Source organism: Aquitalea magnusonii, from assembly GCF_003202035.1.
In the GTDB taxonomy this organism is placed as follows: Bacteria; Pseudomonadota; Gammaproteobacteria; order Burkholderiales; family Chromobacteriaceae; genus Aquitalea; species Aquitalea magnusonii.
The window spans coordinates 253,008-279,316 of the sequence record NZ_QJKC01000002.1 but is presented as its reverse complement, the minus strand read 5'-3'; the positions used below and the strand labels follow the sequence as shown (position 1 = coordinate 279,316).

The 26,309-nt window shown below is 63.2% G+C and carries 28 protein-coding genes; 17 read left to right on the top strand and 11 right to left on the bottom strand.

The window, feature by feature from the left end; genetic code table 11:
- Positions 1–2 precede the first annotated feature (2 nt).
- Positions 3–923 carry a response regulator transcription factor gene (locus tag DFR38_RS03100; protein ID WP_059286991.1) on the top strand — a complete coding sequence of 307 codons (921 nt, stop codon included), beginning with the start codon at positions 3–5 and terminating at the stop codon, positions 921–923.
- Between the two features lie 192 nt (positions 924–1,115).
- On the opposite strand, the gene DFR38_RS03095 is transcribed toward DFR38_RS03100, so the two are convergent.
- Positions 1,116–1,496 carry a carboxymuconolactone decarboxylase family protein gene (locus DFR38_RS03095; RefSeq protein WP_059286990.1) on the bottom strand — a complete coding sequence of 127 codons (381 nt, stop codon included), beginning with the start codon at positions 1,494–1,496 and terminating at the stop codon, positions 1,116–1,118.
- The gene (locus DFR38_RS03090) at positions 1,453–1,905 is read right to left on the bottom strand and encodes a MerR family transcriptional regulator (RefSeq protein ID WP_059286989.1); all 453 of its coding nucleotides are present in this window, start codon (positions 1,903–1,905) and stop codon (positions 1,453–1,455) included. The genes DFR38_RS03095 and DFR38_RS03090 overlap by 44 nt, the downstream gene beginning before the upstream one ends.
- Before the next feature lie 156 nt (positions 1,906–2,061).
- On the opposite strand from DFR38_RS03090, the gene DFR38_RS03085 reads away from it, so the two are divergent.
- Positions 2,062–3,429, top strand: a complete 1,368-nt coding sequence (locus DFR38_RS03085; protein ID WP_059286988.1) for a TAXI family TRAP transporter solute-binding subunit — start codon at positions 2,062–2,064, stop codon at positions 3,427–3,429.
- 1 nt (position 3,430) lies between these two features.
- Here DFR38_RS03085 and DFR38_RS03080 read toward each other — a convergent pair whose 3' ends face one another.
- Together DFR38_RS03080 and DFR38_RS03075 are read right to left on the bottom strand one after the other, a co-directional pair.
- A complete protein-coding gene (locus DFR38_RS03080; RefSeq protein WP_059286987.1) occupies positions 3,431–4,525 on the bottom strand; it encodes an FUSC family protein in 1,095 nt (364 codons plus the stop codon).
- A gap of 65 nt (positions 4,526–4,590) precedes the next feature.
- Positions 4,591–5,781 carry an MFS transporter gene (locus tag DFR38_RS03075; protein ID WP_146215906.1) on the bottom strand — a complete coding sequence of 397 codons (1,191 nt, stop codon included), beginning with the start codon at positions 5,779–5,781 and terminating at the stop codon, positions 4,591–4,593.
- Positions 5,782–5,960: 179 nt separating this feature from the next.
- Between DFR38_RS03075 and urtA the strand changes: the two genes are divergently transcribed.
- From urtA to ureG, 12 genes are all read left to right on the top strand, one after another.
- Positions 5,961–7,229 carry an urea ABC transporter substrate-binding protein gene (gene urtA, locus DFR38_RS03070; RefSeq protein ID WP_211310716.1) on the top strand — a complete coding sequence of 423 codons (1,269 nt, stop codon included), beginning with the start codon at positions 5,961–5,963 and terminating at the stop codon, positions 7,227–7,229.
- A 141-nt stretch (positions 7,230–7,370) separates the two neighbouring features.
- On the top strand, positions 7,371–8,951 hold the full coding sequence (urtB, locus tag DFR38_RS03065; protein WP_110312970.1) for an urea ABC transporter permease subunit UrtB: 1,581 nt from the start codon (positions 7,371–7,373) through the stop codon (positions 8,949–8,951).
- A gap of 11 nt (positions 8,952–8,962) precedes the next feature.
- Complete coding sequence (urtC, locus tag DFR38_RS03060; protein ID WP_082693560.1) at positions 8,963–10,063, top strand: urea ABC transporter permease subunit UrtC; 1,101 nt, start codon at positions 8,963–8,965, stop codon at positions 10,061–10,063.
- A complete protein-coding gene (gene urtD / locus DFR38_RS03055; protein ID WP_239688754.1) occupies positions 10,060–10,896 on the top strand; it encodes an urea ABC transporter ATP-binding protein UrtD in 837 nt (278 codons plus the stop codon). The genes urtC and urtD overlap by 4 nt, the downstream gene beginning before the upstream one ends.
- A gap of 1 nt (position 10,897) precedes the next feature.
- Positions 10,898–11,596 (top strand): urea ABC transporter ATP-binding subunit UrtE, encoded by a 699-nt coding sequence (urtE, locus tag DFR38_RS03050; protein ID WP_059286829.1) that lies wholly within the window; start codon positions 10,898–10,900, stop codon positions 11,594–11,596.
- A gap of 54 nt (positions 11,597–11,650) precedes the next feature.
- On the top strand, positions 11,651–12,511 hold the full coding sequence (locus DFR38_RS03045; RefSeq protein ID WP_059286828.1) for an urease accessory protein UreD: 861 nt from the start codon (positions 11,651–11,653) through the stop codon (positions 12,509–12,511).
- Between the two features lie 14 nt (positions 12,512–12,525).
- Entirely contained in the window at positions 12,526–12,828 is a 303-nt protein-coding gene (locus tag DFR38_RS03040) for an urease subunit gamma (RefSeq protein ID WP_059286827.1), read from the top strand.
- Between the two features lie 25 nt (positions 12,829–12,853).
- Positions 12,854–13,159, top strand: coding sequence for an urease subunit beta (locus DFR38_RS03035; protein WP_059286826.1), 306 nt, complete (start codon positions 12,854–12,856; stop codon positions 13,157–13,159).
- A complete protein-coding gene (gene ureC, locus DFR38_RS03030) occupies positions 13,156–14,856 on the top strand; it encodes an urease subunit alpha (RefSeq protein WP_059286825.1) in 1,701 nt (566 codons plus the stop codon). The genes DFR38_RS03035 and ureC overlap by 4 nt, the downstream gene beginning before the upstream one ends.
- An 82-nt stretch (positions 14,857–14,938) precedes the next feature.
- The gene (ureE, locus tag DFR38_RS03025; RefSeq protein WP_059286824.1) at positions 14,939–15,436 is read left to right on the top strand and encodes an urease accessory protein UreE; all 498 of its coding nucleotides are present in this window, start codon (positions 14,939–14,941) and stop codon (positions 15,434–15,436) included.
- Positions 15,433–16,116 carry an urease accessory protein UreF gene (locus DFR38_RS03020; RefSeq protein WP_059286823.1) on the top strand — a complete coding sequence of 228 codons (684 nt, stop codon included), beginning with the start codon at positions 15,433–15,435 and terminating at the stop codon, positions 16,114–16,116. The genes ureE and DFR38_RS03020 overlap by 4 nt, the downstream gene beginning before the upstream one ends.
- 27 nt (positions 16,117–16,143) lie before the next feature.
- A complete protein-coding gene (gene ureG / locus DFR38_RS03015) occupies positions 16,144–16,755 on the top strand; it encodes an urease accessory protein UreG (RefSeq protein ID WP_059286822.1) in 612 nt (203 codons plus the stop codon).
- 81 nt (positions 16,756–16,836) lie between these two features.
- Here the strand turns inward: ureG and DFR38_RS03010 are convergent, their stop codons facing one another.
- The 4 genes from DFR38_RS03010 to DFR38_RS02995 all read right to left on the bottom strand — a co-directional run bounded on the left by DFR38_RS03010 (position 16,837) and on the right by DFR38_RS02995 (position 20,028).
- Positions 16,837–17,235, bottom strand: coding sequence for a hypothetical protein (locus tag DFR38_RS03010; RefSeq protein WP_059286821.1), 399 nt, complete (start codon positions 17,233–17,235; stop codon positions 16,837–16,839).
- Positions 17,236–17,508: 273 nt separating this feature from the next.
- The gene (gene pagP / locus DFR38_RS03005; RefSeq protein ID WP_059286820.1) at positions 17,509–18,063 is read right to left on the bottom strand and encodes a lipid IV(A) palmitoyltransferase PagP; all 555 of its coding nucleotides are present in this window, start codon (positions 18,061–18,063) and stop codon (positions 17,509–17,511) included.
- Between the two features lie 154 nt (positions 18,064–18,217).
- Complete coding sequence (locus tag DFR38_RS03000; RefSeq protein WP_059286831.1) at positions 18,218–19,147, bottom strand: CysB family HTH-type transcriptional regulator; 930 nt, start codon at positions 19,145–19,147, stop codon at positions 18,218–18,220.
- Positions 19,148–19,260: 113 nt separating this feature from the next.
- Complete coding sequence (locus tag DFR38_RS02995; RefSeq protein ID WP_110312968.1) at positions 19,261–20,028, bottom strand: DeoR/GlpR family DNA-binding transcription regulator; 768 nt, start codon at positions 20,026–20,028, stop codon at positions 19,261–19,263.
- A gap of 217 nt (positions 20,029–20,245) precedes the next feature.
- Here DFR38_RS02995 and DFR38_RS02990 point away from each other — a divergent pair, with 217 nt between their 5' ends.
- Entirely contained in the window at positions 20,246–21,523 is a 1,278-nt protein-coding gene (locus tag DFR38_RS02990; protein WP_110312967.1) for an HAD family hydrolase, read from the top strand.
- A 22-nt stretch (positions 21,524–21,545) separates the two neighbouring features.
- Here DFR38_RS02990 and DFR38_RS02985 read toward each other — a convergent pair whose 3' ends face one another.
- The 3 genes from DFR38_RS02985 to DFR38_RS02975 form a co-directional block, all read right to left on the bottom strand.
- Positions 21,546–22,577 carry a substrate-binding domain-containing protein gene (locus DFR38_RS02985; protein ID WP_082693618.1) on the bottom strand — a complete coding sequence of 344 codons (1,032 nt, stop codon included), beginning with the start codon at positions 22,575–22,577 and terminating at the stop codon, positions 21,546–21,548.
- 221 nt (positions 22,578–22,798) lie between these two features.
- Positions 22,799–23,980 carry an acetyl-CoA C-acyltransferase family protein gene (locus tag DFR38_RS02980; protein WP_059286979.1) on the bottom strand — a complete coding sequence of 394 codons (1,182 nt, stop codon included), beginning with the start codon at positions 23,978–23,980 and terminating at the stop codon, positions 22,799–22,801.
- Positions 23,981–24,092: 112 nt separating this feature from the next.
- Positions 24,093–24,992: an AraC family transcriptional regulator gene (locus tag DFR38_RS02975; RefSeq protein ID WP_110312966.1), complete on the bottom strand. Its 900-nt coding sequence runs from the start codon at positions 24,990–24,992 to the stop codon at positions 24,093–24,095.
- A 252-nt stretch (positions 24,993–25,244) separates the two neighbouring features.
- On the opposite strand from DFR38_RS02975, the gene DFR38_RS02970 reads away from it, so the two are divergent.
- Positions 25,245–25,937 (top strand): type 1 glutamine amidotransferase domain-containing protein, encoded by a 693-nt coding sequence (locus tag DFR38_RS02970; protein ID WP_110312965.1) that lies wholly within the window; start codon positions 25,245–25,247, stop codon positions 25,935–25,937.
- A gap of 76 nt (positions 25,938–26,013) precedes the next feature.
- On the top strand, positions 26,014–26,304 hold the full coding sequence (locus DFR38_RS02965) for a putative quinol monooxygenase (RefSeq protein WP_059286982.1): 291 nt from the start codon (positions 26,014–26,016) through the stop codon (positions 26,302–26,304).
- The last annotated feature ends 5 nt before the right edge of the window (positions 26,305–26,309 follow it).

The following is a 26,309-nucleotide window of genomic DNA, read 5'->3' as shown; positions in this document are numbered from 1 at the left end:
TGATGGAACAGGCGGCCAACCGCAGCGCGCTGGTGCTCATCGTGGATGACATGCCGGACAACCTGCAAATGCTGCACGATGCGCTGGATGCAGCAGGCCATACCGTGTTGGTGGCCACCCATGGCGAAGCCGCCTTGCAGCGGGCCAGGCTCAGCCTGCCGGATGTGATCCTGCTGGATGCGGTGATGCCGGGCATGGACGGCTTCGAGGTGGCGCGTCGCCTGAAACAGGACTACGTTACCCGGCCCATTCCCATCGTGTTCATGACCGGCCTTACCGACAGCGAACACGTGGTGGCGGCCTTTGCCGCCGGCGGGGCCGACTATGTCACCAAACCGCTGCGCCCGCCGGAAGTGCTGGCACGCATTGCCGCCCACACCGCCAATGCCCGTCAGCTGCAACAGGCCAGCAGCGCGCTGGATGCTTTTGGTCAGGCCACCCTGGCTCTGAACCCGGACAGCGGACGGCTGGTGTGGCAAACCGCGCTGGCCCGGCAGCTATTGCAACGCTATTTCGGTGTCGAGGATCAACAGGCCCCGGAAGCACTGTGGCGCTGGGCCGCGCTGGCGCAGCAGGCCAGGCTGCAAGGCGAGGATCTGCCCGGTCAATGGCCGGGCGAGGCCGGGCAGAAGCTGCTTGCCAGCTTTCATCTGACTCCCGGCGAGCCGGAATGGCTGGTGGTGCTGCGCGAAGAAGGGCTGCAAGCCACGCTGGCGGCACTGATTGCGGCCTTCCGCCTGACCCAGCGCGAAGCCGAAGTGCTGCACTGGCTCAGCCTGGGCAAGACCAACCGTGACATTGCCGACATCCTGGGCATGAGCCCGCGCACGGTCAACAAGCATCTGGAGCATGTGTTTGCCAAGCTGGGGGTGGAAACCCGCACCGCTGCCGCCGCCATGGCGCTGGGGCGCGGGCATGCTTAAGGTCCGCTAACCACCCCCGCGGCAGGCTGCGCTACGCGGTTTGCGCAGCGTTCGTTTGTTAATGCGGCTAACAAAATAGCGTAGCGTCCCTGGGGCAAGGCGTGCCGACGCAGACAGTACACTGAGTACGGCAAGGAGGCGCAACGCAGCAGCAGGGTTTTTGTTAGCCGCACATGGCCCGAAACGGTTACTTCACGCCCCGTCATGTTCGGCAAATACCTCTTTTGCCGCAAACATGCCGTTGAGTGCGGCCGGAAAACCGGCATACAGCGCCATCTGCAAGATGGTTTCGTGGATTTCCTGCTGGCTCAGCCCGACATTGAGCCCGGCGGCAATATGCACCTTCAGCTGCGGTGTGGTATTGCCCAGTGCCGTCAGTGCGGCAATGGTGGCCAGCTCGCGCTGTTGCAGGCTCAGGCCGGGGCGGTTGTACACCTCGCCAAAGCCGAATTCGATGATGTAACGCCCCAGGTCCGGGCTGATGTCCTGCAAGCTGGCAATCACGCGTTCGCCCGCCTCTGCGTCGACTTCACGCAGGCGGTTCCAGCCTTGTTGGTAAAGAGGGTTGGTCATGGTCTGCTCCTGTGCTGTCCGGCTGAGCGTCCGCTTGCAAGGCGCTGGCAAGTCCGGTGTAGAAGGCCACCTTGTCGCGCATCACGCTGAGATTGTCTTGCAATGTCGCCAGCCGGTTTTCCAATGCCAGCACATGCTGTTGCAGCATCTGCTGACGCCGGACCACACTGTCCAGTTGCTGCCCGTCCCGGCGCAGCGTGGCATAGGCCAGCATGTCCTGTATCGGCATGCCGGTGGCACGCAGACGCAGCAGGAAGGCAATCCAGCGCTGGTCGTGCTCGCCGTAGCAGCGGTGGCCGCTGCTGCTGCGCGCTACCGGATCGATCAGCCCGATGTCCTCGTAATAGCGCAGGGTATGGGCTGACAGTCCGCTGAGGCGGGCCATCTGGCGGATGCTGAGTGTGGTCATGGGGGCAGTCTGCAAGTTGGAGTGCACTCGAAGTCAAGCGCCATCATACCCGGCCTCGCGCCGGCCAGGGTCGCGGCGGCGGGGCAGCCGTGGTAGATTGCGGCGGTCCGGCCATGCTGCCTGTTGCGCAGGCCGTTCCCAGTCAGGAGTCTTGCCTTGTTCTCTCCCCGCAGCCTGTTTTCCCGTCTGACCGCCCGGCTGAATGCCCTGTTCGGGCGCGGTCTGGTGCTGTCCATGCTCATGATCGTGCTGGCTGGCGTGGCCATCATGCTGCTGGGGCTGCTGCTGACCAATGCCGCGGCACCGACCAGCCTCACCATCGCCAGCGGACCACCGGGCAGCGTATTCGAGAAAACCGCCTTGCGTTATCAGGCCATCCTGGCGCGTGAGGGGGTGAAGGTAAAGATACTGCCTTCCGGTGGCTCGCTGGATAATCTGCATCGCCTGCTGGACAAGCGTCAGGCGGTGGATGTGGGTTTTGTGCTGGGCGGCGAGGCCGGCGGGGTGGATGGCAGCCGGCTGATGTCGCTGGGCAGCATTTCCTATCAGCCGCTGATGGTGTTCTACCGTGGCGCGCCCAAGACCTTGCTGTCGGACTTTCAGGGCATGCGGCTGGATATCGGCGAACCGGGCAGCGGCACTCACACCCTGGCGCTGGCGCTGCTCAAGCTCAATGGCATCGAACCGGGCGGGAAGACCATCTTGCTCGACGCGCTGCCGGGCAATGCCGTCAAGTCCTTGCTGGACAAGCAGGTGGATGCGCTGTTCGTGATGGGCGATTCCACCTCCACCGACCTGTTGCGTCAGCTCTTGCACACGCCGGACATTCATCTGTTCAACTTTGTCCAGGCAGATGCCTATGCCCGCCGGGTCAGCTATCTGAACAAACTGACCCTGCCGCGCGGCGGGCTGGATCTGGGCAAGGATATTCCCGAAAGCGATACCCAGCTGATTGGCCCCACCGTGGAGCTGATTGCCCGTGACGGCCTGCACCCGGCCTTGTCCGACCTGCTGCTGGATGCCGCGCGGGAGGTACATGGCAAGCCCGGCCTGTTCAAGAAAGCGGGCGAGTTTCCGGTGCTGGTGGAGCATGAAATCCGCCTCAGCCCGGATGCCCAGCGTTATTACGCCTCTGGCAAAAGTCTGCTGTACCGTACCTTCCCCTTCTGGCTGGCCGGGCTGGTGGCGCGGGCGCTGGCAGTGATGCTGCCCTTGGTGCTGTTGCTGATACCGGCACTGAAAGTGGCCCCCGCCATTTACCGCTGGCGCATCCAGTCCGGCATCAATCGCTGGTACCGGGTGTTGTTTGATATCGAGCGCGAGGCAGTAGCGCAGCGTACTGTGCCGGGCAAACAGCAAGAATTGCTACGCCGGCTGGCCCATGTGGATGCCACGGTCAGCAAGATTACGGTGCCGGCGGCTTTTGGCGATTTGCTGTACGAGCTGCGCGGCCATATCGACTTTGTGCGCAGCCGGCTGCAGGCCGATGCCGACGCGCTGGAACACCAGGACCACCGGGACTGACTCAGCTGGCGTCCTTCACCGGCAGCACACGCAGAATCAGCCGGCTGATGCCCTGTCGCAACGGTGGCAGGTGCAGGGCCAGGCCACCCAGCAGGCCCACCAGGCCGCCCGCCAGCGTGTCGTAGAAGCGGGCCTCGATCAGGGGAAAGGCCGAGCCCTGGCCCAGATGAGCCGCCTCGGCCAGCAAGATTGCCATGGGTGTGATGAACACCGCGGCCATGCCGTAGTGGCGCACCACCAGTGTTTCCACCACCACCGTGAACAGCATCACCAGCAAGGCAACCGACCAGGCGTTCAGCGGCAGGCTGAATACCCCCCAGGTCAGCAACAGCCCGAGTGCCGTGCCCAGCAGCCGCTGCAACTGGCGGTTCCACACCGCGCGCAGGCTGGCACCCTGTAGCACGGCCAGGCAACTCACCGGCACCCAGTAGGGGCGTTGCAGCTGCAGCCACTCGGCCAGCAGCAGCGACAGGCCGACGGTGAGGCCGATGATCAGTGCATCCATCACCACGAAGTCGAAATCCGGCGCCGGCAAAGGCTGCACCGGTCTGGGTGTACGCCAGCGCAACACATGCAGGCTATAGCCGAAGGCCAGTACGCAGGCCAGCAGGCTGCCCATGGCCAGCAGGCCAACCCGCAGCGGTATCTCCAGCAGGGGCACCGGGGTGTAGGCGGCCAGCGCGGCCACCATCACGAAGAAATAACTGCCGGGCGGTGGCAGGCGGTAGAAGCGGCAGATCATCGTCACCAGAATGGTGATCACCGTCAGCACCGGCGCCGTGGCCAGCGGTAGTAGTTGGCTTAACAGGCCCAGGGTGAAACTGGCGATCAGGCCAAAGCTGCAGGCCATGATGGTGACCATGCGATGGTGCATGGGGGTGGCGGGCAGGTAGAGAAAAGCCATGCCACCCAGCGACGACAGCAGGCCAAAGGCCAGGTGGCCGGTCCAGGCGGCAATCAAGAGCGGCAGGCCGGTGGCCAGCGCGGCGGTCAGCGGCATCTGCCAGGGGCGGTCGCTGGCTTGAAAACTGCGTAATTGCTGCCATTCACGGGCAATCAGGGCGCGTAGCCGCAATGGTTGTCTGGCTGGCTGCATGGTGAATTCCGTTGAAAACCGTCAAGGCGTCCAGCCTGCGAAAAAGTCAGTGCATTGGCAAGCGCTCAGTGTCGGGCGCTTGCTATTGTGGCAGCCGCTTGCCGCCAGCCGCTGACAACAAACAGCAGGGCGATGGCCCATAGCACGGCCACCATCCAGGCCGAACCGGCATGCTGCATCAAGAGGCCGGTGGCGGCCGGGCCCAGGCTGCTGGAGGCATTCCAGCACAGTGAAATCAGCCCGGAAATGCGTAACAGCGCCGCGCCGCTGAACAATTCGCCGCTGGCTGCCATGGACAAGGTATAGATGGCACCGGCGCAGCCACCCAGCACAAACAGATAGGCCTCCCACAGCAGCGGTAGCTGCATCATCCACGGCAGCAAGGGCAGCAGCAGGCACACCAGCACTCCGCACAGCAGATGTACCCGGCGGCGGCCAAGGTGGTCGGCCAGCCAGCCAATGCCAAACTGCAAGGTGGCGTCGCCCGCCAGCAGGATGGAGGCGGAGGCCAGTGCGCGGCTCTGGCTCATGCCGCCTTCCATGGCCACCAGTGGCAGAAAGCTGAGCATCACCGTGTCGAATGAGGCAAAAAACGCCGTGCCCAGCAAAATGGCGGGTGCACGCCGCACAATCTCCAGCCAGCCGCTACTGCTGGCCTTGTCGGCCCTTGCGGACTGCGGGTGGTCCGCATGCATGTCGGTGCGCTGCTCCGGCCGGGCCAGCATGATGCCTGGAACGCCCAGCAGGAACAGCGCGCCACACCAGAGAAAAGCCTGCTGTGGCCAGCGGGCCAGCAGGTCGGTCAGCAAGGGGCCCAGCACCTGGCAGGCGGTGAAGCAGGTGGCGTAGATGGCGACGATGCGGCCACGTGTATGGTCGGCTGCCAGGGTGTTGATCCAGCTTTCCCCCAGCACGAACAGCGGGGCCATGGCCGCGCCAAACAAAAAGCGCGCCAGCAGCCAGCCGGCAATGCTGTCCAGGTATTGCAGCGGCATGACGGATAGTGTCGCCAGCAGCAGGCAGCCCAGCATCACATTGCGCCGCCCCAGCCGCAGCGCCAGCGCCGGGGCAGCCACTGTGGCCAGCACGCCGCCCACGGCACTGGCCGCCACGGTCCAGCCGATCACTTCCGGGCTAAAACCACGGGCAGTGAGGGTGAGGGCGGTCAGCGGCATGGTGCTGCCCAGACCCAGGCCCAGCAGGGCCACGCTAAAGATGACGGCGGTGAAATCACGCCAGGCGCTGCGTGGCAGCATGAACAGCTCCGGTAGCAAGGGGGAGAGACAGCCTAGCACAAGGGCATGGCGGTACGGCAAGCCTGCGGCTGTACCGCCCTGCGCAGGCTGCTACGTCATGTAACGTATTTTGCTGGCCGGGCGTGGATCGTACTCTGATGACGCAGCGCAACATCCATACCAATCATCAGGGGAATCACATGGCAAGCACTCGTCGCACTTTTCTGAAGTCCGCTCCGCTGGTTCTGGCCGCCGCCGGCCTCATGTCCATGCCGGCCTTTGCCGCCGACACCATCAAGGTAGGGGTGTTGCACTCCCTGTCCGGCACCATGGCCATTTCGGAAACCTCGCTCAAGGACATGGCGCTGTTTGCCATCGACCAGATCAATGCCAAGGGCGGCGTACTGGGCAAGAAGCTGGAACCGGTGGTGGTAGACCCGGCCTCCAACTGGCCGCTGTTTGCCGAAAAGGCGCGTCAACTGCTGAGCAAGGACAAGGTAGCCGTGACCTTTGGCTGTTGGACCTCGGTCTCACGCAAATCGGTACTGCCGGTGTACGAGGAGCTGAACGGCCTGCTGTTCTACCCGGTGCAGTACGAGGGTGAGGAAATGTCGCCCAATGTGTTCTACACCGGGGCGGCACCCAACCAGCAGGCCATTCCGGCGGTGGAATACCTGATGAGCAAGGAGGGCGGCGGTGCCAAGCGCTTCTTCCTGCTGGGGACCGACTATGTCTACCCGCGCACCACCAACAAGATCCTGCGGGCCTTCCTGCACAGCAAGGGCGTGAAGGACGAAGACATCCAGGAGATGTACACCCCCTTCGGGCATAGCGATTACCAGACCATCGTCGGCAACATCAAGAAATTCGCTGCCGGTGGCAAGACGGCGGTCATCTCCACCATCAATGGCGACTCCAACGTGCCCTTCTACAAGGAACTGGGCAATCAGGGCCTGAAAGCTACCGACGTGCCGGTGGTGGCTTTCTCTGTGGGTGAGGAAGAACTCAAGGGCATCGACACCAAGCCGCTGGTGGGCCATCTGGCCGCCTGGAACTACTTCATGAGCGTGAAGAACCCGGTGAACAGCAAGTGGATTGCCGACTACCGCGCCTGGGCCAAGAAGAAGGGCCTCGCGAATGCCGACAAGCTGGTGACCAACGACCCGATGGAAGCCACTTATGTGGGCATCAATATGTGGGCCGAGGCGGTGAAGAAAGCCGGCACCACCGATGTCGCCGCCGTCACCAAGGCCATGGCCGGCATCAAGTTTGCTGCCCCGTCCGGTTTCACTCTGGAAATTGACCCGAAAAACCATCACCTGCACAAGCCGGTGATGATTGGCGAAATCCAGCCCAACGGCCAGTTCTCGGTGGTGTGGAAAACCAAGACCCCGATCCGCGCGCAACCGTGGAGCCCCTTCATTCCGGGGAATGACAAGAAGCCCGACACCCCGGTGAAGAGCAAGTAACAGCGGCTGACAACATCCCTGCTGTGCCTGTTTATCAGCCGCTCTTGTTGATTGTTTCAGGCACAGCACGGGACGACGCACGCCCTTGCCCGCTGCTGCCCTGACCGGGTAGTGGCGGGCACATTCTGTAAGGAAAGCACCATGCAATTGTTCAAACCCTTGCTCCTGCTGCTGTTGCTGTACAGCGGCCTGGTGGCGGCCAGCCCGCTGACCGAGCTGGCCCATGCCGACCCGGCCGACCGTGCCGGGCTGATCACCCAGTGGACGGTGCAGGCCGATGGCCCGCGCCGTCAGGCAGTTGCCGCACTGGAAGAGGGCAGGCTGTTTACCAGTGCCGATGGCAACCATGTGCTGTTGCAAGGGACGGACGGCAAGCTGAGCGATGTGGACAACGGCCAGCCGGTAGCTGGCGATGCCGCCAGTCTGGATGCCTTGCCGGTCAACAACAGCGTGCGCAGCGCGCTGGAGGCGTTTCATGCGGCCGGTGATCTGGCCGACCCGGACCGCAGCAAGCGCCTGAGCGCCATCCAGGCCTTGCAGGACAGTGCCAACCCCGGCCTGCTGCCCTTGCTGCTGAGCCGGCAACAGCAGGAACAGGACAGCCAGGTCAGACAGGCCCTGCACATGGCCAGCGCCCGCCTGCAACTGGCCAGCCCGGATGCGGCACAGCGGCTGAGCGCCATCCACACCCTGGCCGACAGTGCCGACCCGGCCACCCTCAGCCTGCTGGCGCCGTTGACGGTAGCCGCCAGCGAGCCGGAAGCCAGCGTGCGCGCCGCCGCCAGTCAGGCCATGGCTGACATCAAGTCCAGCCAGTGGCGTTACAACATGCTGGGCTATGCCTTCAGCGGCATCAGCCTGGGCTCGGTACTGCTGCTGGCCGCTCTGGGCCTGGCCATCACCTATGGCCTGTTGGGCGTCATCAATATGGCGCATGGCGAAATGCTGATGATCGGCGCCTACGCCAGTTATGTGGTGCAGAACCTGTTCCGCAGCTGGTGGCCGGGCGCTTTCGATGCCTATCTGCTGGCGGCGCTGCCGGTGGCCTTTGCCGTCACCTTTGTCATCGGCATGGCGCTGGAGCGGCTGATCATCCGCCATCTGTATGGCCGTCCGCTGGAAACCCTGCTGGCCACCTGGGGCATCAGCCTGATGCTGATCCAGGCGGTGCGCATGCTGTTTGGGGCGCAGAACGTGGAAGTGGCCAACCCGTCCTGGCTGTCCGGCGGCTGGGAAATCACCCCGGCGCTCACTCTGCCGTATAACCGGCTGGCCATCATCGCCTTTGTTGCCGGCGTGCTGGTGCTCACCTGGCTGCTGCTCAACAAAACCCGGCTGGGCCTGTTCGTGCGTGCCGTCACGCAAAACCGCCGTATGGCCGATAGCGTGGGGGTGCCCACCGGCAAGGTGGACATGCTGGCTTTCGGTCTGGGTTCCGGCATTGCCGGGCTGGGCGGGGTGGCATTGAGCCAGATCGGCAACGTCGGCCCGGAGCTGGGGCAGGGCTATATCGTGGACAGTTTCATGGTGGTGGTACTGGGCGGGGTGGGCCAGCTGGCCGGGACCGTCACCGGGGCCATGGGCCTGGGCATCGTCAACAAGATTCTGGAACCGTCGCTGGGGGCGGTGCTGGGCAAGATCCTCATCCTCGGCTTCATCATCCTGTTCATCCAGAAGCGTCCGCAAGGCCTGTTTGCCCTCAAGGGCCGGGTACTGGACTAGGAGAGATCATCATGCAAACCGCACTTTCCCTGCGGCTGGCCCACCGTATCGGGCCACTGCCGCTGAAACTGGCAGGCGCAGCCATCCTGGCGCTGCTACTGGCCATGCCCGCCCTGCATGTGTGGACCGACCCGGCCAGCAGCCTGCATGTGTCGGCCTATACCCTGACGCTGGTGGGCAAGATCCTGTGCTATGCCATCGTGGCGCTGGCCATGGACCTGGTGTGGGGCTATACCGGCCTGCTCAGCCTGGGCCACGGCCTGTTCTTTGCCCTGGGTGGCTACGGCATGGGCATGTACCTGATGCGTGCCATCGGCCATGACGGCAATTATCAGAGCGAGCTGCCGGACTTCATGGTGTTTCTCGACTGGAAAACCCTGCCCTGGTTCTGGCAAGGCAGCGAGCACCTGGCCTGGGCGCTGTGTCTGGCGGTGGGCGTGCCCGGCCTGCTGGCGCTGGTGTTTGGCTGGCTGGCTTTCCGGTCGCGCATCAAGGGCGTGTACTTTTCCATCATGACCCAGGCGCTCACCTATGCCGCCATGTTGCTGTTTTTCCGTAATGAAACCGGCTTTGGCGGCAATAACGGCTTTACCGACTTCAAGCGCATCCTCGGCTATGGCATTGCCGCGCCCGGCACCCGCGCCACGCTGTTCCTGCTGACCGTGCTGTTGCTGGTGGCTGCGCTGGCGGCCGGCTTCTGGCTGGTGAACAGCAAGTTCGGCCGCATCCTCACCGCCATTCGCGATGCCGAGTCACGGCTGATGTTCTGCGGCTACAACCCGCTGTATTACAAGCTGTTCATCTGGGTGGCGTCCGCCATGTTGTGCGGCCTGGCCGGGGCGCTGTACGTGCCGCAGGTGGGCATTATCAATCCGGGGGAAATGTCGCCAGCCAACTCCATCGAAATTGCCATCTGGGTGGCAGTGGGCGGGCGTGGCAGCCTGATCGGCCCGGTGCTGGGCGCTGGTTTCATCAATGCAGCCAAAAGCTGGTTCACCGTGGCCTTTCCCGAGTACTGGCTGTTCTTTTTGGGTGGGCTGTTCATTGCCACCACGCTGTTTTTGCCGCGCGGCCTGCTGGGCCTGCTGCGCCGCCACAAGGAGAAGGCATGATGTCCGTCACTACTTCGCAAGCGGTACAGCGTGAAAGCTGGGATGGCGATACCCCGGCCAGTGGCCGCCTGTTGCAACCGGGGCTGGATGTGACCCATGGGCAGATCCTGTATCTGGACGACATCAGCGTCAGCTTTGACGGTTTCCGTGCGCTCAACCGTCTGTCCTTGTCCATTGGCGTGGGCGAGCTGCGCTGCATCATCGGCCCCAATGGCGCGGGCAAGACCACCATGATGGATGTGATTACCGGCAAAACCCGCGCCGACAGCGGCTCGGCCTTCTTCGGCCAGACCATCAATCTGGCCCAGCATTCCGAGGCGGAAATCGCCCAGCTGGGCATAGGACGCAAGTTCCAGAAACCCACGGTATTCGAGGCGATGACGGTACAGGAAAACCTGGAACTGGCACTGGCCGGGCCGCGTTCGGTATGGGCCAGCCTGCGCGCTCGCCTGACCGGGCAGCAGCGTGACCGTATCGACGAATTGCTGACGCTGATTCGCCTTGGCGAGCAGCGGGCGCGGCAGGCCGGGCTGCTGTCGCACGGCCAGAAGCAGTGGCTGGAAATCGGCATGTTGCTGGCGCAGCAGCCGCAGCTCTTGCTGCTGGACGAGCCGGTGGCCGGCATGACCGATGCCGAAACTGAAAAAACCGCCGAGTTGCTGCTCACCCTCAAGGGCAGGCATTCGCTGATGGTGGTGGAACACGATATGGATTTCATCGCCAGCATTGCCGGCAAGGTGACGGTGCTGGCCGAGGGCGCGGTGCTGGCCGAGGGGACGTTGGCGCAGGTACAGGCCGACGAACGGGTAATCGAAGTCTATCTGGGGCGCTGACATGCTGGAGATACAAGAACTGGAGCAATACTACGGCGGCAGCCACATTCTGCGCCGCGTCAGCCTGCAAGCCGAAATCGGCCAGGTCACCTGTCTGCTTGGCCGCAATGGCGTGGGCAAATCCACCTTGTTGCGCTGCCTGATGGGGCAGCTGCCGGCCAAAAACGGCAGCATACGCTGGCAGGGGCAGGACATCAGCCGCTGTGCGCCGCACCAGCGCGTGGCGCGTGGCATTGCCTATGTGCCGCAGGGCAGGGAAATCTTTGGCCGGCTGACCGTGGAAGAAAACCTGCGCATGGGGCTGGCGCGCTTTGGCGGCAAGGCCGGGCGTGACATTCCAGCCTCGGTGTACGACATGTTCCCGGTGCTGTACGACATGCGCCAGCGCCGTGGTGGCGACCTGTCCGGTGGCCAGCAGCAGCAACTGGCCATTGGCCGGGCACTGGTCAGCCAGCCCTCGCTCTTGGTGCTGGATGAACCTACTGAAGGCATCCAGCCCTCCATCATCAAGCAGATTGGCGAAGTCATCCGCAATCTGGCGGCGCGGCGCGACATGGCCATCCTGCTGGTGGAGCAATACTACGACTTTGCCGAGGCACTGGCCGATCGCTATATGGTGATGTCACGCGGCGAGGTGATACGTTGCGGAGCTGGTGCCGACATGGCGCAGGACGGTGTGCGCGCACTGCTGGCCATCTGAACCGGCATGTTAATTGCTGTGTCTTTCCCCATTCTCCTTGCTGATTGACTACTGATGAATCCGAATGCGCTGAGCATGGCCATTCCCTTGCCCGCCGGTTTGCAAGCCGGCTGGCATGCTGCACTGGAATTGGGCTATGCCGTAGTGCAGGGCCGCACAGTGCCGGTGCATCGTCGTCATCAGGGGCCGTTGCGGGTGCAAAAGCACTTCATCGACGCACATGGCCAGTGCCAGCACATTGTGGTGCATCCGCCCGGTGGCATGGCGGGTGGGGATACGCTGACACTGGACATTGACCTGGCCGCAGGCAGCCAGGTACTGCTCACCAGCCCCGGTGCGGCCAAATGGTATGACAGTTTTGGTCGGCAGGCCGGGCAGCAGCTGCAAGTGCGCCAGCTGCCCGGCAGCCTGCTGGAATGGCTGCCGCAGGAAACCATATTGTTTGCCGGCAGTAGCGTGCGGCTGGACAACGTCTTCCGTTTGCATGGCGATGCCCGCCTGCTGGCGGGCGAGGTGATGTGCCTGGGACGCCCGGCCAGTGGTGCAGCTTTCAATCGCGGCCTGTGGCAGCAAGCCAGCGAAGTATGGCGTGACGACACCCTGCTGTGGTGCGAGCACAACCATGTGCCCGGTGACAGCCCCTTGCTGGCATCCCCGGTGGGCATGGGTGGCCACACCGTGCTGGCTACCCTGCTGTGGGCCGGGCCGGCACTGCCGCCAGACATACATCAGGCCTGTCTGGAACTGCCCTGTGCCGGGCGTGCCGCTGTCAGTCAGCTGCCCGGCATCTGGCTGGCCCGCTTTATTGGTGACAGTGCCGAAGCCGCTCATCACTGGCTGCGTGGCTGTCGCAACCTGATCTACCCCTTCAGCCACGGACGCGCAGCCAGCCAGCCGCGCATCTGGGCAAGCTGACAAGAAAGCACCCCATGGAACTGACCCCCCGCGAAAAAGACAAGCTGCTGATTTTCACTGCCGGGCTGGTGGCAGAGCGCCGCCTGGCCCGTGGCCTGCGGCTGAATTATCCCGAAGCCGTGGCCTATATCAGTGCCGCCATTCTGGAAGGCGCACGTGACGGGCAGAGCGTGGCCGGGCTGATGCACTACGGCACCACCCTGCTCAGCCGTGAGCAGGTGATGGACGGTGTGCCGGAGATGATTCCGGACATCCAGGTGGAGGCCACTTTTCCGGATGGCACCAAGCTCGTTACCGTGCACCAGCCCATTGTCTGACGCAGCCCGCCAACAGGAGATTGCGATGATTCCAGGAGAAATCCGCTTTGCCAGCGGCGACATCGAAATGAATGTCGGCCGCGCCACCATCAGTATGGAGGTGGCCAATAGCGGTGACCGGCCGATACAGGTCGGCTCGCATTACCACTTTGCCGAAGCCAACGACGCCCTGCGCTTCGACCGTGCTGCCGCACGTGGTTTCCGGCTGAATATTGCCCCCGGCACGGCCGTGCGCTTCGAGCCGGGCCAGACCCGGACGGTAGAACTGGTGGCGCTGGATGGCGCACGCCGCGTATTCGGCTTTCAGGGCCGGGTGATGGGGGACTTATGAAAATCAGCAGACAGGCTTATGCCGAAATGTTCGGCCCCACCACGGGCGACGCGGTACGGCTGGCCGATACCGGCCTGTGGGCACAAGTAGAGCGCGACTTCACCGTGTATGGCGAAGAAGTGAAGTTTGGCGGCGGCAAGGTAATCCGCGACGGCATGGGCCAGGGCCAGTGCGTGGCCGCCGAGGTAGCGGATACCGTGATTACCAATGCGCTCATCATCGACCACTGGGGCGTGGTCAAGGCTGACATCGGCCTGAAGGGTGGCCGCATTGCCGCCATCGGCAAGGCGGGCAACCCGGACATCCAGCCCGGTGTGGACATCCTGATCGGCGCGGCCACCGAAATCATTGCCGGCGAAGGCATGATTGTCACCGCAGGTGGCATCGACAGCCACATCCATTTCATCTGCCCACAGCAAATAGAAGAGGCGCAGGCCGCTGGTATCACCACCATGATTGGCGGCGGTACCGGCCCGGCCACCGGCACCAATGCCACCACCTGCACGCCGGGACCGTGGCATATGGCCAGCATGCTCAAGGCGGCGGAAGGCTTTGCCATGAACCTGGGCTTTACCGGCAAGGGCAATGCCAGCCTGCCCGAAGCACTGCGTGAGCAGGTGCGCGCTGGGGCCATCGGCCTGAAGCTGCACGAGGACTGGGGCAGCACCCCGGCGGCCATCGACAACTGCCTGAGCGTGGCGGATGAAATGGACGTGCAGGTGGCCATTCACACTGACACGCTGAACGAAGCCGGTTTTGTCGAAACCACGCTGGCAGCATTCAAGGGCCGCACCATTCATACCTATCACACCGAAGGGGCCGGTGGCGGCCACGCACCCGACATCATCAAGGCCTGTGGCTTTGCCAATGTGCTGCCCAGCTCCACCAACCCCACACGGCCGTTTACCGTCAACACCATAGACGAGCATCTGGACATGCTGATGGTGTGCCATCACCTGCATGCTTCCATTGCCGAAGACGTGGCCTTTGCCGAAAGCCGCATCCGGCGCGAAACCATTGCCGCCGAAGACATCCTGCATGATCTGGGTGCCTTTGCCATGATGTCCTCCGACAGCCAGGCCATGGGGCGGGTGGGGGAAACCATCCTGCGCTGCTGGCAGACGGCTGACAAGATGAAGCAACAGCGCGGCCCGCTGGCGGGGGACTGCGAAGGCTGCGACAACGCCCGCATCAAGCGCTATATCGCCAAATACACCATCAACCCGGCCATCACCCACGGCATCAGCCACGAAGTGGGCAGCATCGAGGTGGGCAAACTGGCCGACCTGGTACTGTGGAAGCCAATGTTCTTTGGCGTCAAACCCTCGCTCATTCTCAAGGGCGGCATCATCGCCATGGCCGCCATGGGCGACGCCAATGCCAGCATCCCCACGCCGCAGCCGGTGCATAGCAGGCCGATGTTCGGCAGTTTCGGCAAGGCCATTGCCGATGGCAGCGTCACCTTTGTCTCCCAGGCGGCGCTGGACGCAGGGATAGGCGAGGCGCTGGGCCTGAGCAAGCGACTGGTGGCGGTGCGCGGCTGTCGCAGCGTGCAAAAGACCGACCTGATCCACAACGACTACCTGCCGCAGATCGAAGTGGACCCGCAAAACTATCAGGTCAAAGCCGATGGTCAGCTGTTGTGGTGCGAACCGGCTGCCGTGCTGCCCATGGCCCAGCGTTATTTCCTGTTCTGAACAGACGCAGCTGGCACAGGAAAACTCATGGCCTGGAAATGATGTCGTCCCGGCCCGGAAAACAGAAAAACGAGGAAAGAACATGCTGCTGATTACTGAGCGACTGCCGCAGCCCTGCCGCAGCGATGCCGACTTGCTGCTCAGCTTTGAATTACGCAGCAAAACCCGGCTGCGTACCCGTACCGTGGATGGCGAGGAAGCCGGCCTGTTTTTATCCGCCGGTGCACCACTGACGCATGGTCAGTGCCTGCGGGCGGAAGATGGCCGCGTGGTGCGGGTGCTGGCGGCCGACGAGCCTTTGCTGCATGTGGTTTGCGTCAGCCCGGAAGCACTGTGCCGTGCGGCCTACCACCTGGGTAATCGCCACGTGCACTTGCAGGTGGGCGAGGGCTGGTTACGGCTGCTGGATGACTATGTGCTGGCGCAGATGCTGCAGCAAATGGGGGCGGAGGTGAGCCGGCTGTTTGCGCCGTTCAATCCGGAAAGCGGTGCCTACGGTGGTGGTCACCATCACTCGCACGGCAAGGAAGCTGCCTTCCAGTACGCGCCCAGGCTGCATCTGTTTGGCCAGCCGACATGAACGCCATGCTGCCCTTGCTGCAATTGCTGCGCCTGGCCAGCCCCGGCCTGCCGATTGGCGGTTTCAGCTATTCGCAAGGGCTGGAGAGCGCGCTGGAGCTGGGCCTGGTCCACGATGCCGCCAGCGCGCGGCAGTGGTTGCATGCTGTCCTGCAAGGCCCGGTCTGCCTGTTTGATGCCGCCATGCTGGCGCAGATGCTGCAAGCGGTGGCTGATGATGACCACGCCAGTTTGTACCGGCTCAACCAGCGCTATCTGGCCAGCCGCGATTGCCGCGAGCAAAGACAGGAAACCATACAAATGGGCTACTCGCTGCGCCAGCTGCTGGCGGGTTTGCCGGAAGGTCAGTCCATGTCCTGGCCGGATGGCTTGGCCAATGGCGAAATCTGCCTGCCGGCCGCCTGGGCGCTGGCAGCCCATGCGCTGGGCATTGCCCGGCGCGAAGCGCTGACGGCGCTGCTGTGGAGCTGGCTGGAAAACCAGGTGATGGTGCTGCTCAAGGCCATGCCCATGGGGCAGAGCGCCGGCCAGCAACTGCTGTCGGCCTTGCTGCCGGCGCTGGCAGAGGCGGTGGAGCAGGCCATCAGCCTGCCTGCGGAACAACACAGCAATTTCGCCCCCGGCCTGATGTGGGCGGCGATGAAACACGAAACCCAATACAGCCGCCTGTTCCGTTCCTGACGCGAAACAGGCCAGAGGAGATACACCATGCAGAAAACCGCCTTGCGCGTTGGAATCGGCGGCCCGGTCGGCTCGGGCAAGACCCACCTCACCTGGGCGCTGTGCAGTGCACTGCGCGACATCTACAACGTTGCCGTGGTCACCAACGATATTTACACCCAGGAAGATGCCCAGTTTCTGGTGAGGAACGAGGCGCTGGCGCCGGAGCGCATCATCGGCGTGGAAACCGGCGGCTGCCCGCACACGGCCATCCGCGAGGATGCGTCCATCAATCTGGAAGCAGTGGCACAGCTCAATGCCCGTCATCCGGGGCTGGATGTCATCTTCATCGAAAGCGGTGGCGACAATCTGGCGGCCACTTTCAGCCCGGAGCTGTCCGACCTCACCATCTATGTGATCGATGTATCTGCCGGTGACAAGATTCCGCGCAAGGGCGGGCCGGGTATATGCAAATCCGACTTGCTGGTGATCAACAAGATCGACCTGGCACCGCTGGTGGGTGCTTCGCTGGAGGTCATGGAGCGCGATGCACGCAAGATGCGTGGCGAGCGGCCCTTTGTGTTCTCCAATCTCAAGAGCGGGCAGGGCCTGGCCGACATCATCGCCATCATCGAGGAGAAGGGCATGCTCAAGCTGTAAGCCAGCTGGTCTGGGCAAGCGGATGGCGAGTTGATGTGACAAGGCCGGGCTTTGCCCGGCCTTGTCATTGCGTCCGTGTTCTTACTGCGGAGCGTGCGACCCTTCATCTGGTGGCGGCGGCGGGAGCAGCGGATGCAGCGGCCTGGCCAGTACCATGCCGTCGTAGGGCTGGCATATGGCGGGAATGCTGTCGCCATGCAGGTAAATGGTGGTCTTGCTGCCAATCTTCCTGCCCATGCAGGCTTTGACGGCTGCCAGTGGCGGCTCGTGTGGTGGTGGCGGCATGTGTCCAGGCTCATCGGCCGGGTGCAGGCCGTGTGGGTCGCAAGGTTTGTGCTCCGGCAGCGCGGCATCCTGGGGTTCGGGCTGGCAACGCTGTACTGCGGTATCCGGCGGCCTGCTGCTGTCTGCCGCATGGCTGGTGCTGCACAACAGCAGGCCCAGCGTGGCGCTGACAACAATAAAGTGAGTGGGGCGCATGAGCATCCTGCCTTCATGGTGAACAATGCGCCCACCTTAGTCAGGCGCTGGCAGCGCTACAAGCCGGCCGCTGCCAGCTTTACACCGCTTTGAGCGAAGTGAAGCCAATTAGCCCCGTTTAACATGTTTTACATGCGCTGCCGGGGCAAGTGTCCGGGCTTAGAACGGCTAACAAAATAGCGTAGCGCCCCTGGGGCAAGGCGCGCCGACGCAGACAGTACAAGGGTAGGGCAAGAAGGCGCAGCGCAGCAGCAGGTTTTTTGTTAGCCGCACTCAGAAGTGGTAATGGGCAAAGGTGAACAGCACATTGCCATTGCCCTTGCCGCCGGGAATATAGGTGCTGTTGATGGTGAAATTGCCATAGCTGATGCCCACCAGCGGCAATACGCCGGGGAAGGGGAAGGAGTGCAGGGTATCGGTGCGCGAAGTGATAAAGGCGGTATAGCCGATTTCGGCACGCCACTCCCCGGCATGGATAAAGGGGTGGGTGTAGGCATAGCCGGCAATCGGCTCTACTTTTTTGTGCGAGTCGAGAAAGGCCATGGCATACAGCGCATGCCAGTTGTCATTGTCGTCACGCAGACTGCGGCCCAGGCCAAAACCCCAGGGGTTTTCGTTGAACTCGGCGATCTTCTCTTTGGTATAGGCCCAGCGCATGTGATAGGTGTTCAAGGGCAGATAGGCATCCAGCGTGCCATCGTTCCAGACGTGCTGGACTTCATCGCGGGCAGCGTCCCACAGCGAGGCGGCGTGGCCGGGGGTGGCAAGGCTGCAGGACAGCAGGGCGAGCAGGGCAAGCGGGGTGGTGTGGCGTTGATGTGAAAGCATGTGATCGGGTTAGCGGCAAGGCGCACGGGGCGGCATTGCGGTTTGATGAAGGAGAGATGTTACCCGTTGCCGGGTAGGGGTCAAGTCAGGACGGCAGACCGCCGGATCAGGCGGGAAGTTCCCGCGCCGCACGGTCTGCCGCTTGCATCTCGTCCTAGTCCTGCATGGCCGGGCTGAGCGCGCTGCGCACCGTGCTTTCATCCAGTGCGGCCGAGCACAGCTCGATGAAACGGTAGGCATAGCTGCGCAGGTAATGGCCACGGCGAATGGCAATGCGGGTGGTTTGCTGGCCGAACAGTGGCTCGCCAGCCACCACTTTCACCGCCTGGTCACGCTGCGGGTCCACCGCCATCGACGCCACAATGCCGACTGCCAGCTCCAGTTCCACATAGGTCTTGATCACATCGGCATCCAGTGCCGACATCACGATGTCCGGCACCAGCCCGGCGCGGGCAAAGGCACGGTCAATCTGGGCGCGGCCGGTAAAGCCCTGGTGATAGGTGACAATCGGGTATTCGGCCAGGGTTTCCAGCGACAGGGCTTGCTGATGCAGCGGATGCTCCGGCGGGGCAATCACGCTGTGGTACCAGCCATAGTAGGGAAAGGACACCAGCTCGGGCACTTCGGCCACCGCCTCGGTGGCAATGCCGATATCGGCATCACCGGACTGCAACAGGCGCACCAGCTCTTCCGGGCTGGCCTGATGCAAGACCAGATGCACTTTGGGAAAGGCTTTCTTGAAGGCGGTCACCACCTTGGGCAGCGCATAGCGGGCCTGGGTGTGGGTGGTGGCAATGGTCAGCTGGCCTTCGTCGCGCAGGCTGAACTGCTCGGCCAGACGCTTGATGTTGCCGGCATCCAGCAGCATGCGCTCCACGATGATCAGCAATTCCTTGCCCGGATCGGTCAGCCCCAGGAAACGCTTGCCCTTGCGCACGAACAATTCGACACCCAGTTCGTCTTCCAGGTCCTTGATGTGCTTGCTGACGCCGGATTGCGAGGTGTACAGCGCGTTGGCCACCTCGGTGAGGTTGAAGTTCTGGCGCACGGTTTCGCGGATGATGCGCAGTTGCTGGAAGTTCATGACCATGCCTTGAATTTATATAACTCAAAGCAGGATATTTCTGTTTTTGATATAACAAAAATAATGTTTACTTGTTTGTATATGCCATCTTGATCTCAACCGGCAGGGCATGCTCACACCAGCCACAGTTCTCCTATCCGTGCCGCCAGCTGCTGGCAGGCCGGCATGGCGGCGGCCTGGCGGTTGCTGATCAGCAAATCGATATCGCCGGCCGCACAGGTGCTGATACGGCTGCTGACGCCCAGCTTGCTGAAATCGGCCAGCATGTAGACCTGATCGGCCTGGGCGCACATGGCGCGGGCTACTTCCGCCTCGCGCGGGTCGTAATTGCTGGCCCCCATGGCGACGCTGACCCCGACTGGCGACAGCAGGGCGATGTCGGCGCGGTAACGGCCGATTTCCGCCACCGTGCTGCCTCCCACCGTGGCCGGAGCGCGTTCGCCCAGTTCGCCGCCCAGCATGATGAGCTGGTGGCCACCGCCCTGGGCCGGCCGGCGCAGCGCCAGCGCCACGTCGAAGGCATTGGTGATGATGGTCAGCCCGCTGAGCGAGGCCAGCTCACGCGCCAGCAGGGCAGTGGTGGTGCCGGCGTCGATGAACAGTGTCTGCCCCTGGCGCAGCCGGCTGCAGGCGGCACGGGCGATGGCCTGCTTGTAAGGCACTTGTTGCTGTGCGCGTTCGGCAATCGGCGCTTCCTCGCCGCTTCGGGCGATCACGCCGCCGTGGATGCGGCGCAGTTCGCCCATGGCTTCCAGTGCCGCCACATCGCGCCGTACCGTTTCCCGCGAGACCTGCAAGGCAGTGACCAGCTGCTCGGTGCTCAGGCGTTGCTGCGCGGACAGCAAGGCACGTATGCGCTGGTAACGCTCCTGTTGCCACATGGGGTTCTCCTGCGGGAAGACGGTGGAAGAATGGCCTTGCACATTGCGAGAGAGTGGCGGGCGCTGTCAAGCCGTTTGCCGTGCTGGCAGGCAAGGTCGCATGGCGGCGTTTTGTGTACTTTTGTGGCAAAGTTGTAATATTGGGTGTTTATTATGCTGGTCATGCTGACGGGCAGGCTGCCTGCCCGTCCACCCCTACCTTACTCCGGGAGAGACCATGCAGCGTCGCCAGTTCATTCATGCCCTTGCCGCCGTATCCGCCAGCAGCCCCTTGTTGCTGGCTTCTGCCACCGCCCGTGCCGCCAGCGGCAAAGTTGCCGTGCCGCTGGATAGCGCGCGCTGGTCGCCACTGAATGTGCAGCGCCTGCAATTGCTGCTGAGCCAGCATGGCAGTGCCAGCGCCGGCTACCGTGCCGAGCGCAAGCCGTATGCGGTGTTCGACTGGGACAACACCTGCATCATGAACGATTGCGAAGAAGCGCTGCTGATGTACCAGATCAACCATCTGCAATACAAGCTGACGCCCGATGAGTTCCGCCAGGTGCTATGGCGTGACGTGCCGGATGAAACGTTCATGGCCGACTACAAGACAGTGGATGGCAAGCTGGTGCGGATGGCGGATATCGCGGCCGACGTGGAGTCGGATTACCGCTGGCTATATGCCAATTACCAGGGGCTGGCCGGCAGCCGCAGCCTGGAGGACGTGCAGGCCAGCGACCAGTTCAAGGATTTCCGCGCCAAGCTGTACTTCATGTATGACGCCATCTGCGATAGCTTCCCGCTGGAAATCGGCTACAAGTGGATCATCTATTTCTACAAGAACATGAGCACGGCCGAACTGCAGGCCATGGCGCTGGCCTCCCACAAGGCCGCGCTGGGTGATGCCCTGCGCAAGGTGCGCTATGAAAGCCCGCGCAGCCTGCCGGGCCGTGCCGGCGTGGTGGCCGACAGCCATTTTCACGGCATCCGCGTGCATGAGGAAATCCGCGGCCTGATGCATACCCTGCGCGCCAATGGCATCGATGTGTATGTCAGCACCGCCTCCATCGACGATGTGGTACGGGTGTTTGCCGGTCATGAAGATTTCGGCTACGGCGTGCCGCCGGAAAATGTCATCGGCTTGCGGCTGGAGATGGACAAGGGGCGCTATAGCGATCGCTACCTGAATGGCTGGCATTTCAACTGGGGGCCTGGCAAGACCGTGGGCATCCGCCAGCAGCTGCAGGCGAAAAAGGGCTATGGCCCCATCCTGGTGGCCGGTGACAGCGACGGCGATGCCTGGATGCTGCGCGATTTTGCCGATACCTCGGTCGGGCTGATCGTCAACCGCATGAAGAAAGGCGAGATCGGCGCCGACAGCAAACTGGCAGCCGAGCAGCTGGGGCAGCCGCAGGCGCGCTTCATCCTGCAGGGACGGGACGAAAGCACGGGCCTGATGTTGCCGGATGAAAAATCGCTGAAATACGGCAAGAGCGAACGCAAGCTGCTGGCCTGAGCCACTGCAGGCGGCGGCCTGCTCAGCGGGCGAACCAGATGGCGCGGTAAGCCTGCTGATAGGGCAGGTCCGCGTCGATGTCCTGCTCGCCCAGCTGCTGCAGCACGGTGCGGGTCAGCAGTATCGGCTTGCTGACATAGCCGCTGGGTTTGGCTCCGGCAAAGGCGCGGTTCATTTCATCGGCCAGCTGCCAGCCCTGTGCGCCCAGCGGTTCGGCCACGGTCGCCAGCTGCTGTGACAGCCCGGCGCGGATGCGGTGGATGGCCTTGCTGGAGCCGTCGCCGGCCGACACATTGCGGATGTCTGCCCGCCCTGCATGCAGCAAGGGGTAGTTCATTTCGTCGAAATAGACATCGTTGATGGCCAGGGTGTGGGTCCAGCGCCGGCCATGACGCCGGTTCAGCTCCTGCACCACGGCCTCCATGCGCTGGTCGGCATGGTTGAGCGGCAGGTTTTGCACTTCCAGCATGCGGCAGCCGCTGCAGCGCTGGATCAGCTCTTGCATGAAGCGGGTTTTGGCATTGGCAATGTCAAAACGCTCGTCATTGAAAATCACCACGCCAGCCTTGCCATGGCTGTCCGCGATGACATGTTCCGCGGCGCGGCGCGCCACTTCCAGCGGTTCGCTGCTGACATTGAAAAACAGTCCCGACACCACGCCGGGATGGGCGGCGGCATGCCAGCCTACCAGCACGATGTGGGCACGCTGCGCTGCGGCGATCTCGTCGGCCAGATCGCTGGCCTGAAATCCACCCAGAATGATGCCGTCACTGTGCGTGGCCACGGCATCGGCAAAGCTCTTGCGCAACAAAACGCTGCTGCCCTGTGCATCCTGCACCTCTACCTGCCAGCCCAGCAGGCGGGCGGCACTGGCAAAGCCGCGATAACTGCCACCTATGCCGCCATTGCGCAGATCCTGGGCGATGAAGGTGATCTTGTGCCTGCCGGGCTGACGGGCCGGACCGTCGCGCGGGCCATCCCAGCTCGCCGCATGCAGCGGCGCAGCCAATCCCAGCGCAAACAGCAACAGCAAGCCAGGTATTTTCATCGCCATGGCAACTTTCCGGCTTCAAAGCCAGCGTTGTGGGTCGGAACAGGGAAGGTGGGCGGCCTTGGCTGCCCGGTCAGCTAGTGCTGATCTGCCATCATTTTAACCACGAATGGCCGCGGCTCTCTATGCTTTTTGCATTGTGTGCCGGGATGGGCCGGCAAGGCAAAACCGCCCGGCAGGCGGGCGGTTTAAGGCTGGGAAGGGGCAGGGTGCAGCGCAGCTTGTTACAGCCGTTCGAAAATCACCGAAATACCCTGGCCGCCACCGATGCACATGGTGGCCAGGGCATAGCGGCCCTGGATGCGTTGCAGTTCGTACAGCGCCTTGGTGGCGATCACGCCGCCGCTGGCCCCCACCGGATGGCCCAGGGCAATGGCGCCGCCATTGGGGTTGGCGCGGGCCGGGTCCAGCCCCAGCCCCTTGCAGACGGCCAGCGATTGCGCCGCGAAGGCTTCGTTGGATTCGATCACGTCCATCTGCTCCAGGCTCAGGCCGGCGCGCTGCAGTGCGGCCTGGGTGGCCGGAATCGGGCCTTCGCCCATGATGTGGTTGGGTACGCCGCACACCGCATAAGACACGATGCGTGCCAGTGGCTGCTGGCCGGCAGCTGCCGCGGCATCGGCGGCGGCCAGCACCAGGAAGGCGGCGCCATCATTGATGCCCGAGGCATTGCCGGCGGTGACCGAGCCGTCTTTCTTGAAGGCCGGCTTCATCTTGGCCAGGGCGTCCAGCGTGGTGGCGCGCGGGTGTTCATCGGTATCGAACACCACTTCGCCCTTGCGGGTCTGGGTCACGATAGGGACGATCTGGCTGGCAAAGCGGCCATCGGCAATGGCTGCTGCTGCGCGTTGCTGCGAATTCAGCGCAAACTGGTCCTGTTCTTCGCGGCTGATCTGCCATTTGTCCACCAGGTTCTCGGCGGTAATGCCCATGTGGCCGACGCCGAAGGGGTCGGTCAGCGCGGCAGTCATCATGTCGATTGCCGTGGCATTGCCCATGCGTGCCCCGCTGCGCAGCTGCGGCAGCAGATAGCCGGCACGCGACATGACTTCCACTCCGCCGCCGATGGCGTAATCACAGTCGCCCAGCATGATGGCCTGGGCGCTGGACACCACGGCTTGCAGGCCGGAGCCGCACAGGCGGTTTACCGCCATGGCGACCGACTCCATCGGCAGGCCGGCGGCAATGGAGGCCAGACGTGCCACATAGGCATAACGGGCTTCGGTGGGAATGCAGTTGCCCACGGTGACATGGTGGATCCGTTCGGCTGCCACGCCGGAGCGGGCAATGGCTTCCTTCATCACCAGGCCGCCCAGTTCGGCCGGTTCCAGGTGGCTGAGTGCGCCGCCAAAAGTGCCAATGGCAGAGCGCACCGCGCTCAATACCACGATTTCGCGTTGCTTCATTTTCTGTTTCTCCCGTTTTGTGCTGCTTGTGCAGTGCATCAAATGTGCTTGCCAACGATACCAGCGTCACCGGGGCTTTGCCAGCCGGAGTGCATGGCCGGCGCCGGCAGGCCTAGTCATCGGCTGGCATGGCCAGATGCTGGATTGCCGCGCGTGGCGGCAGGCCGAACAGGCGCTTGAACTCGCGGCTGAACTGCGAAGGGCTGGCATAGCCCACGGCATAGGCAGCCTGGCTGATGTTGTGAGTATCCTGCAGCAACAAATGGCGTGCCTGATGCAGGCGGGTGTTTTTCAGATACTGGATGGGGGCATAGCCGGTGACAGCCTTGAAGCTTTCATGAAAGGCGCTGCTGCTCATGCCGGCCAGTTCGGCCAGCAAGGCCACGCTGAGCGGCAAGGCGTAATGGCGGTGGATGTGTTCGATGCTGCGCTGGATCTGGCGCAGCCGCCCATGGCGGGCAAACAGTGCCCGCAGGGTTTGTCCGGCATCCGCCAGCAGGATGCGGTAGAGGATTTCCCGCACGATGGCCGGCCCCAGCACCCGGCTTTCCTGCTCCTGCCGCAGGCTGTGCAGCAAGCGCTGCGCCGCGTCCTGCAGTGCTGGCGTCATGGGGCAGAGCAGCATGCCCTGTGGTTTGCCGGCGGATTTGTGCTGGGGTGTGTCATCCATCAGCCGCAGCAGCTGGTCTAGCAGGCTGGGGTCGATGCGGATCACCAGGGCCAGCAAGTGCTCGCCATGCCGCAGGCTGGTCGCGCATTCGAACTGCATGGGAGTGGCCACCACCAGGCAATGTCCGGGGTCGATGCGCAGTACCTGCCCGCCCAGGTAGCCACGCTGGCAGCCCTGGCCGACGATCACCACGCTGGCCTCGTGCAATACCGGAGTGGGGGGGCTGTCCCGGTCCTGGCGCAGCAGGCTGACGCCATCCAGCCGGCTGGGATGCCAGCCCGGCTGTGTGGCCAGCTGCAGCATTTGGCTGGCCAGATCGATTGCCGTGTTCGCAGTCATCATCTTTCCCCTTGTTTCACGGCCAGCACGCTGGCGGCGCAGTCCGGCGCCGGCGGCTGACCGTATCCGGCCTGTAGTGTGGCTAAGCGGCAAAATGCGTAGGAATGGGCAAGAGGGGCGGAGTTTGCGCACTTGTCCCGCCTGGTGCGATCTCTACAATTAGCGGCATTCTGGTTTTTGTTTACTACAGTTTAAATTGATTACCAAGTCAATAGCGGTGCGCAGGGCCGGCGGCAAGCGGCAAAGGATCCGGGCATGAAAAAAATACTGATGGTGGTGACCAGCTTTGAAAAATATCCGCAAACAGCCAGGGCCTGTGGACTCTGGCTGGGAGAGGCCGTCCATTTTGTTAGCCGGCTTGAGGCGGCACGCCATGCCGTGGACATTGTCAGTCCGCGCGGCGGATATACGCCGATTGACCCGCTCAGCCTGACCCTGGCCGACGAACTGGATTGGGAGTGGTATCAGAACAAGCGCTTCATGAACCGGCTGGGCGCCACGCTGCCGCCCACCGCGGTCAATCCGCAGGACTATGCCGCCATCTATTACGCCGGCGGCCATGGCGCGGTGTGGGATTTTCCGGACAATACCGCGCTGCAAGACCTAGGCCGCACGATCTACCAGCAAGGCGGCGTGGTCAGCGCGGTTTGTCATGGTATCGCCGGTTTGCTGAATATCCGGCTGGACAATGGCAGCCTGCTGGTCGAAGGCAAGCAGATCAGCTGCTTTTCCAATACCGAGGAACGGCTTAGCGGGCTGGCCGGGCAGCTGCCCTTCCTGCCGGAAAGCGAAGTGGTCAAGCGCGGTGCCCACTATCACAAGGCACCGGAGCCGTGGGACCCGTTCGCGCTGGTCGACCAGCGTGTCATCAGCGGTCAGAATCCGGCGTCCACCGAGCGGGTGGCCGAATTATTGCTGGAGGCATTGCGCACACATGACTGGCCGTGATTGCGCGGCCAGCGCCGTGCCGGCGTAATATAAGCCTGTTGCGGCCGACGGCCGCCAGACAGCACAAGGAATCGTCATGAGTGTGTACATCTTTGCCACCCTGCAATGCAAACCCGAAAGCACCGCCGCGGTCTGTGCCGCCATGCGTGACATGCAGCAAGCCAGCCGGCAGGAAGCCGGCTGCTTGCAATACCAGGTATTGCAGCCGGACGATCAGCCCCATGTGCTGCATGTATTCGAAGCCTACCAGGACATGGCGGCGGTAGAAGCTCATCGGGCGGCAGCGCACTATCTGGCTTACCGGGAGTGGGTGGCGGACAAGCTGGCGGCGCCGGTCGGGGTGAAGCTGCTGCAGCCGCTGGAATGAGGATG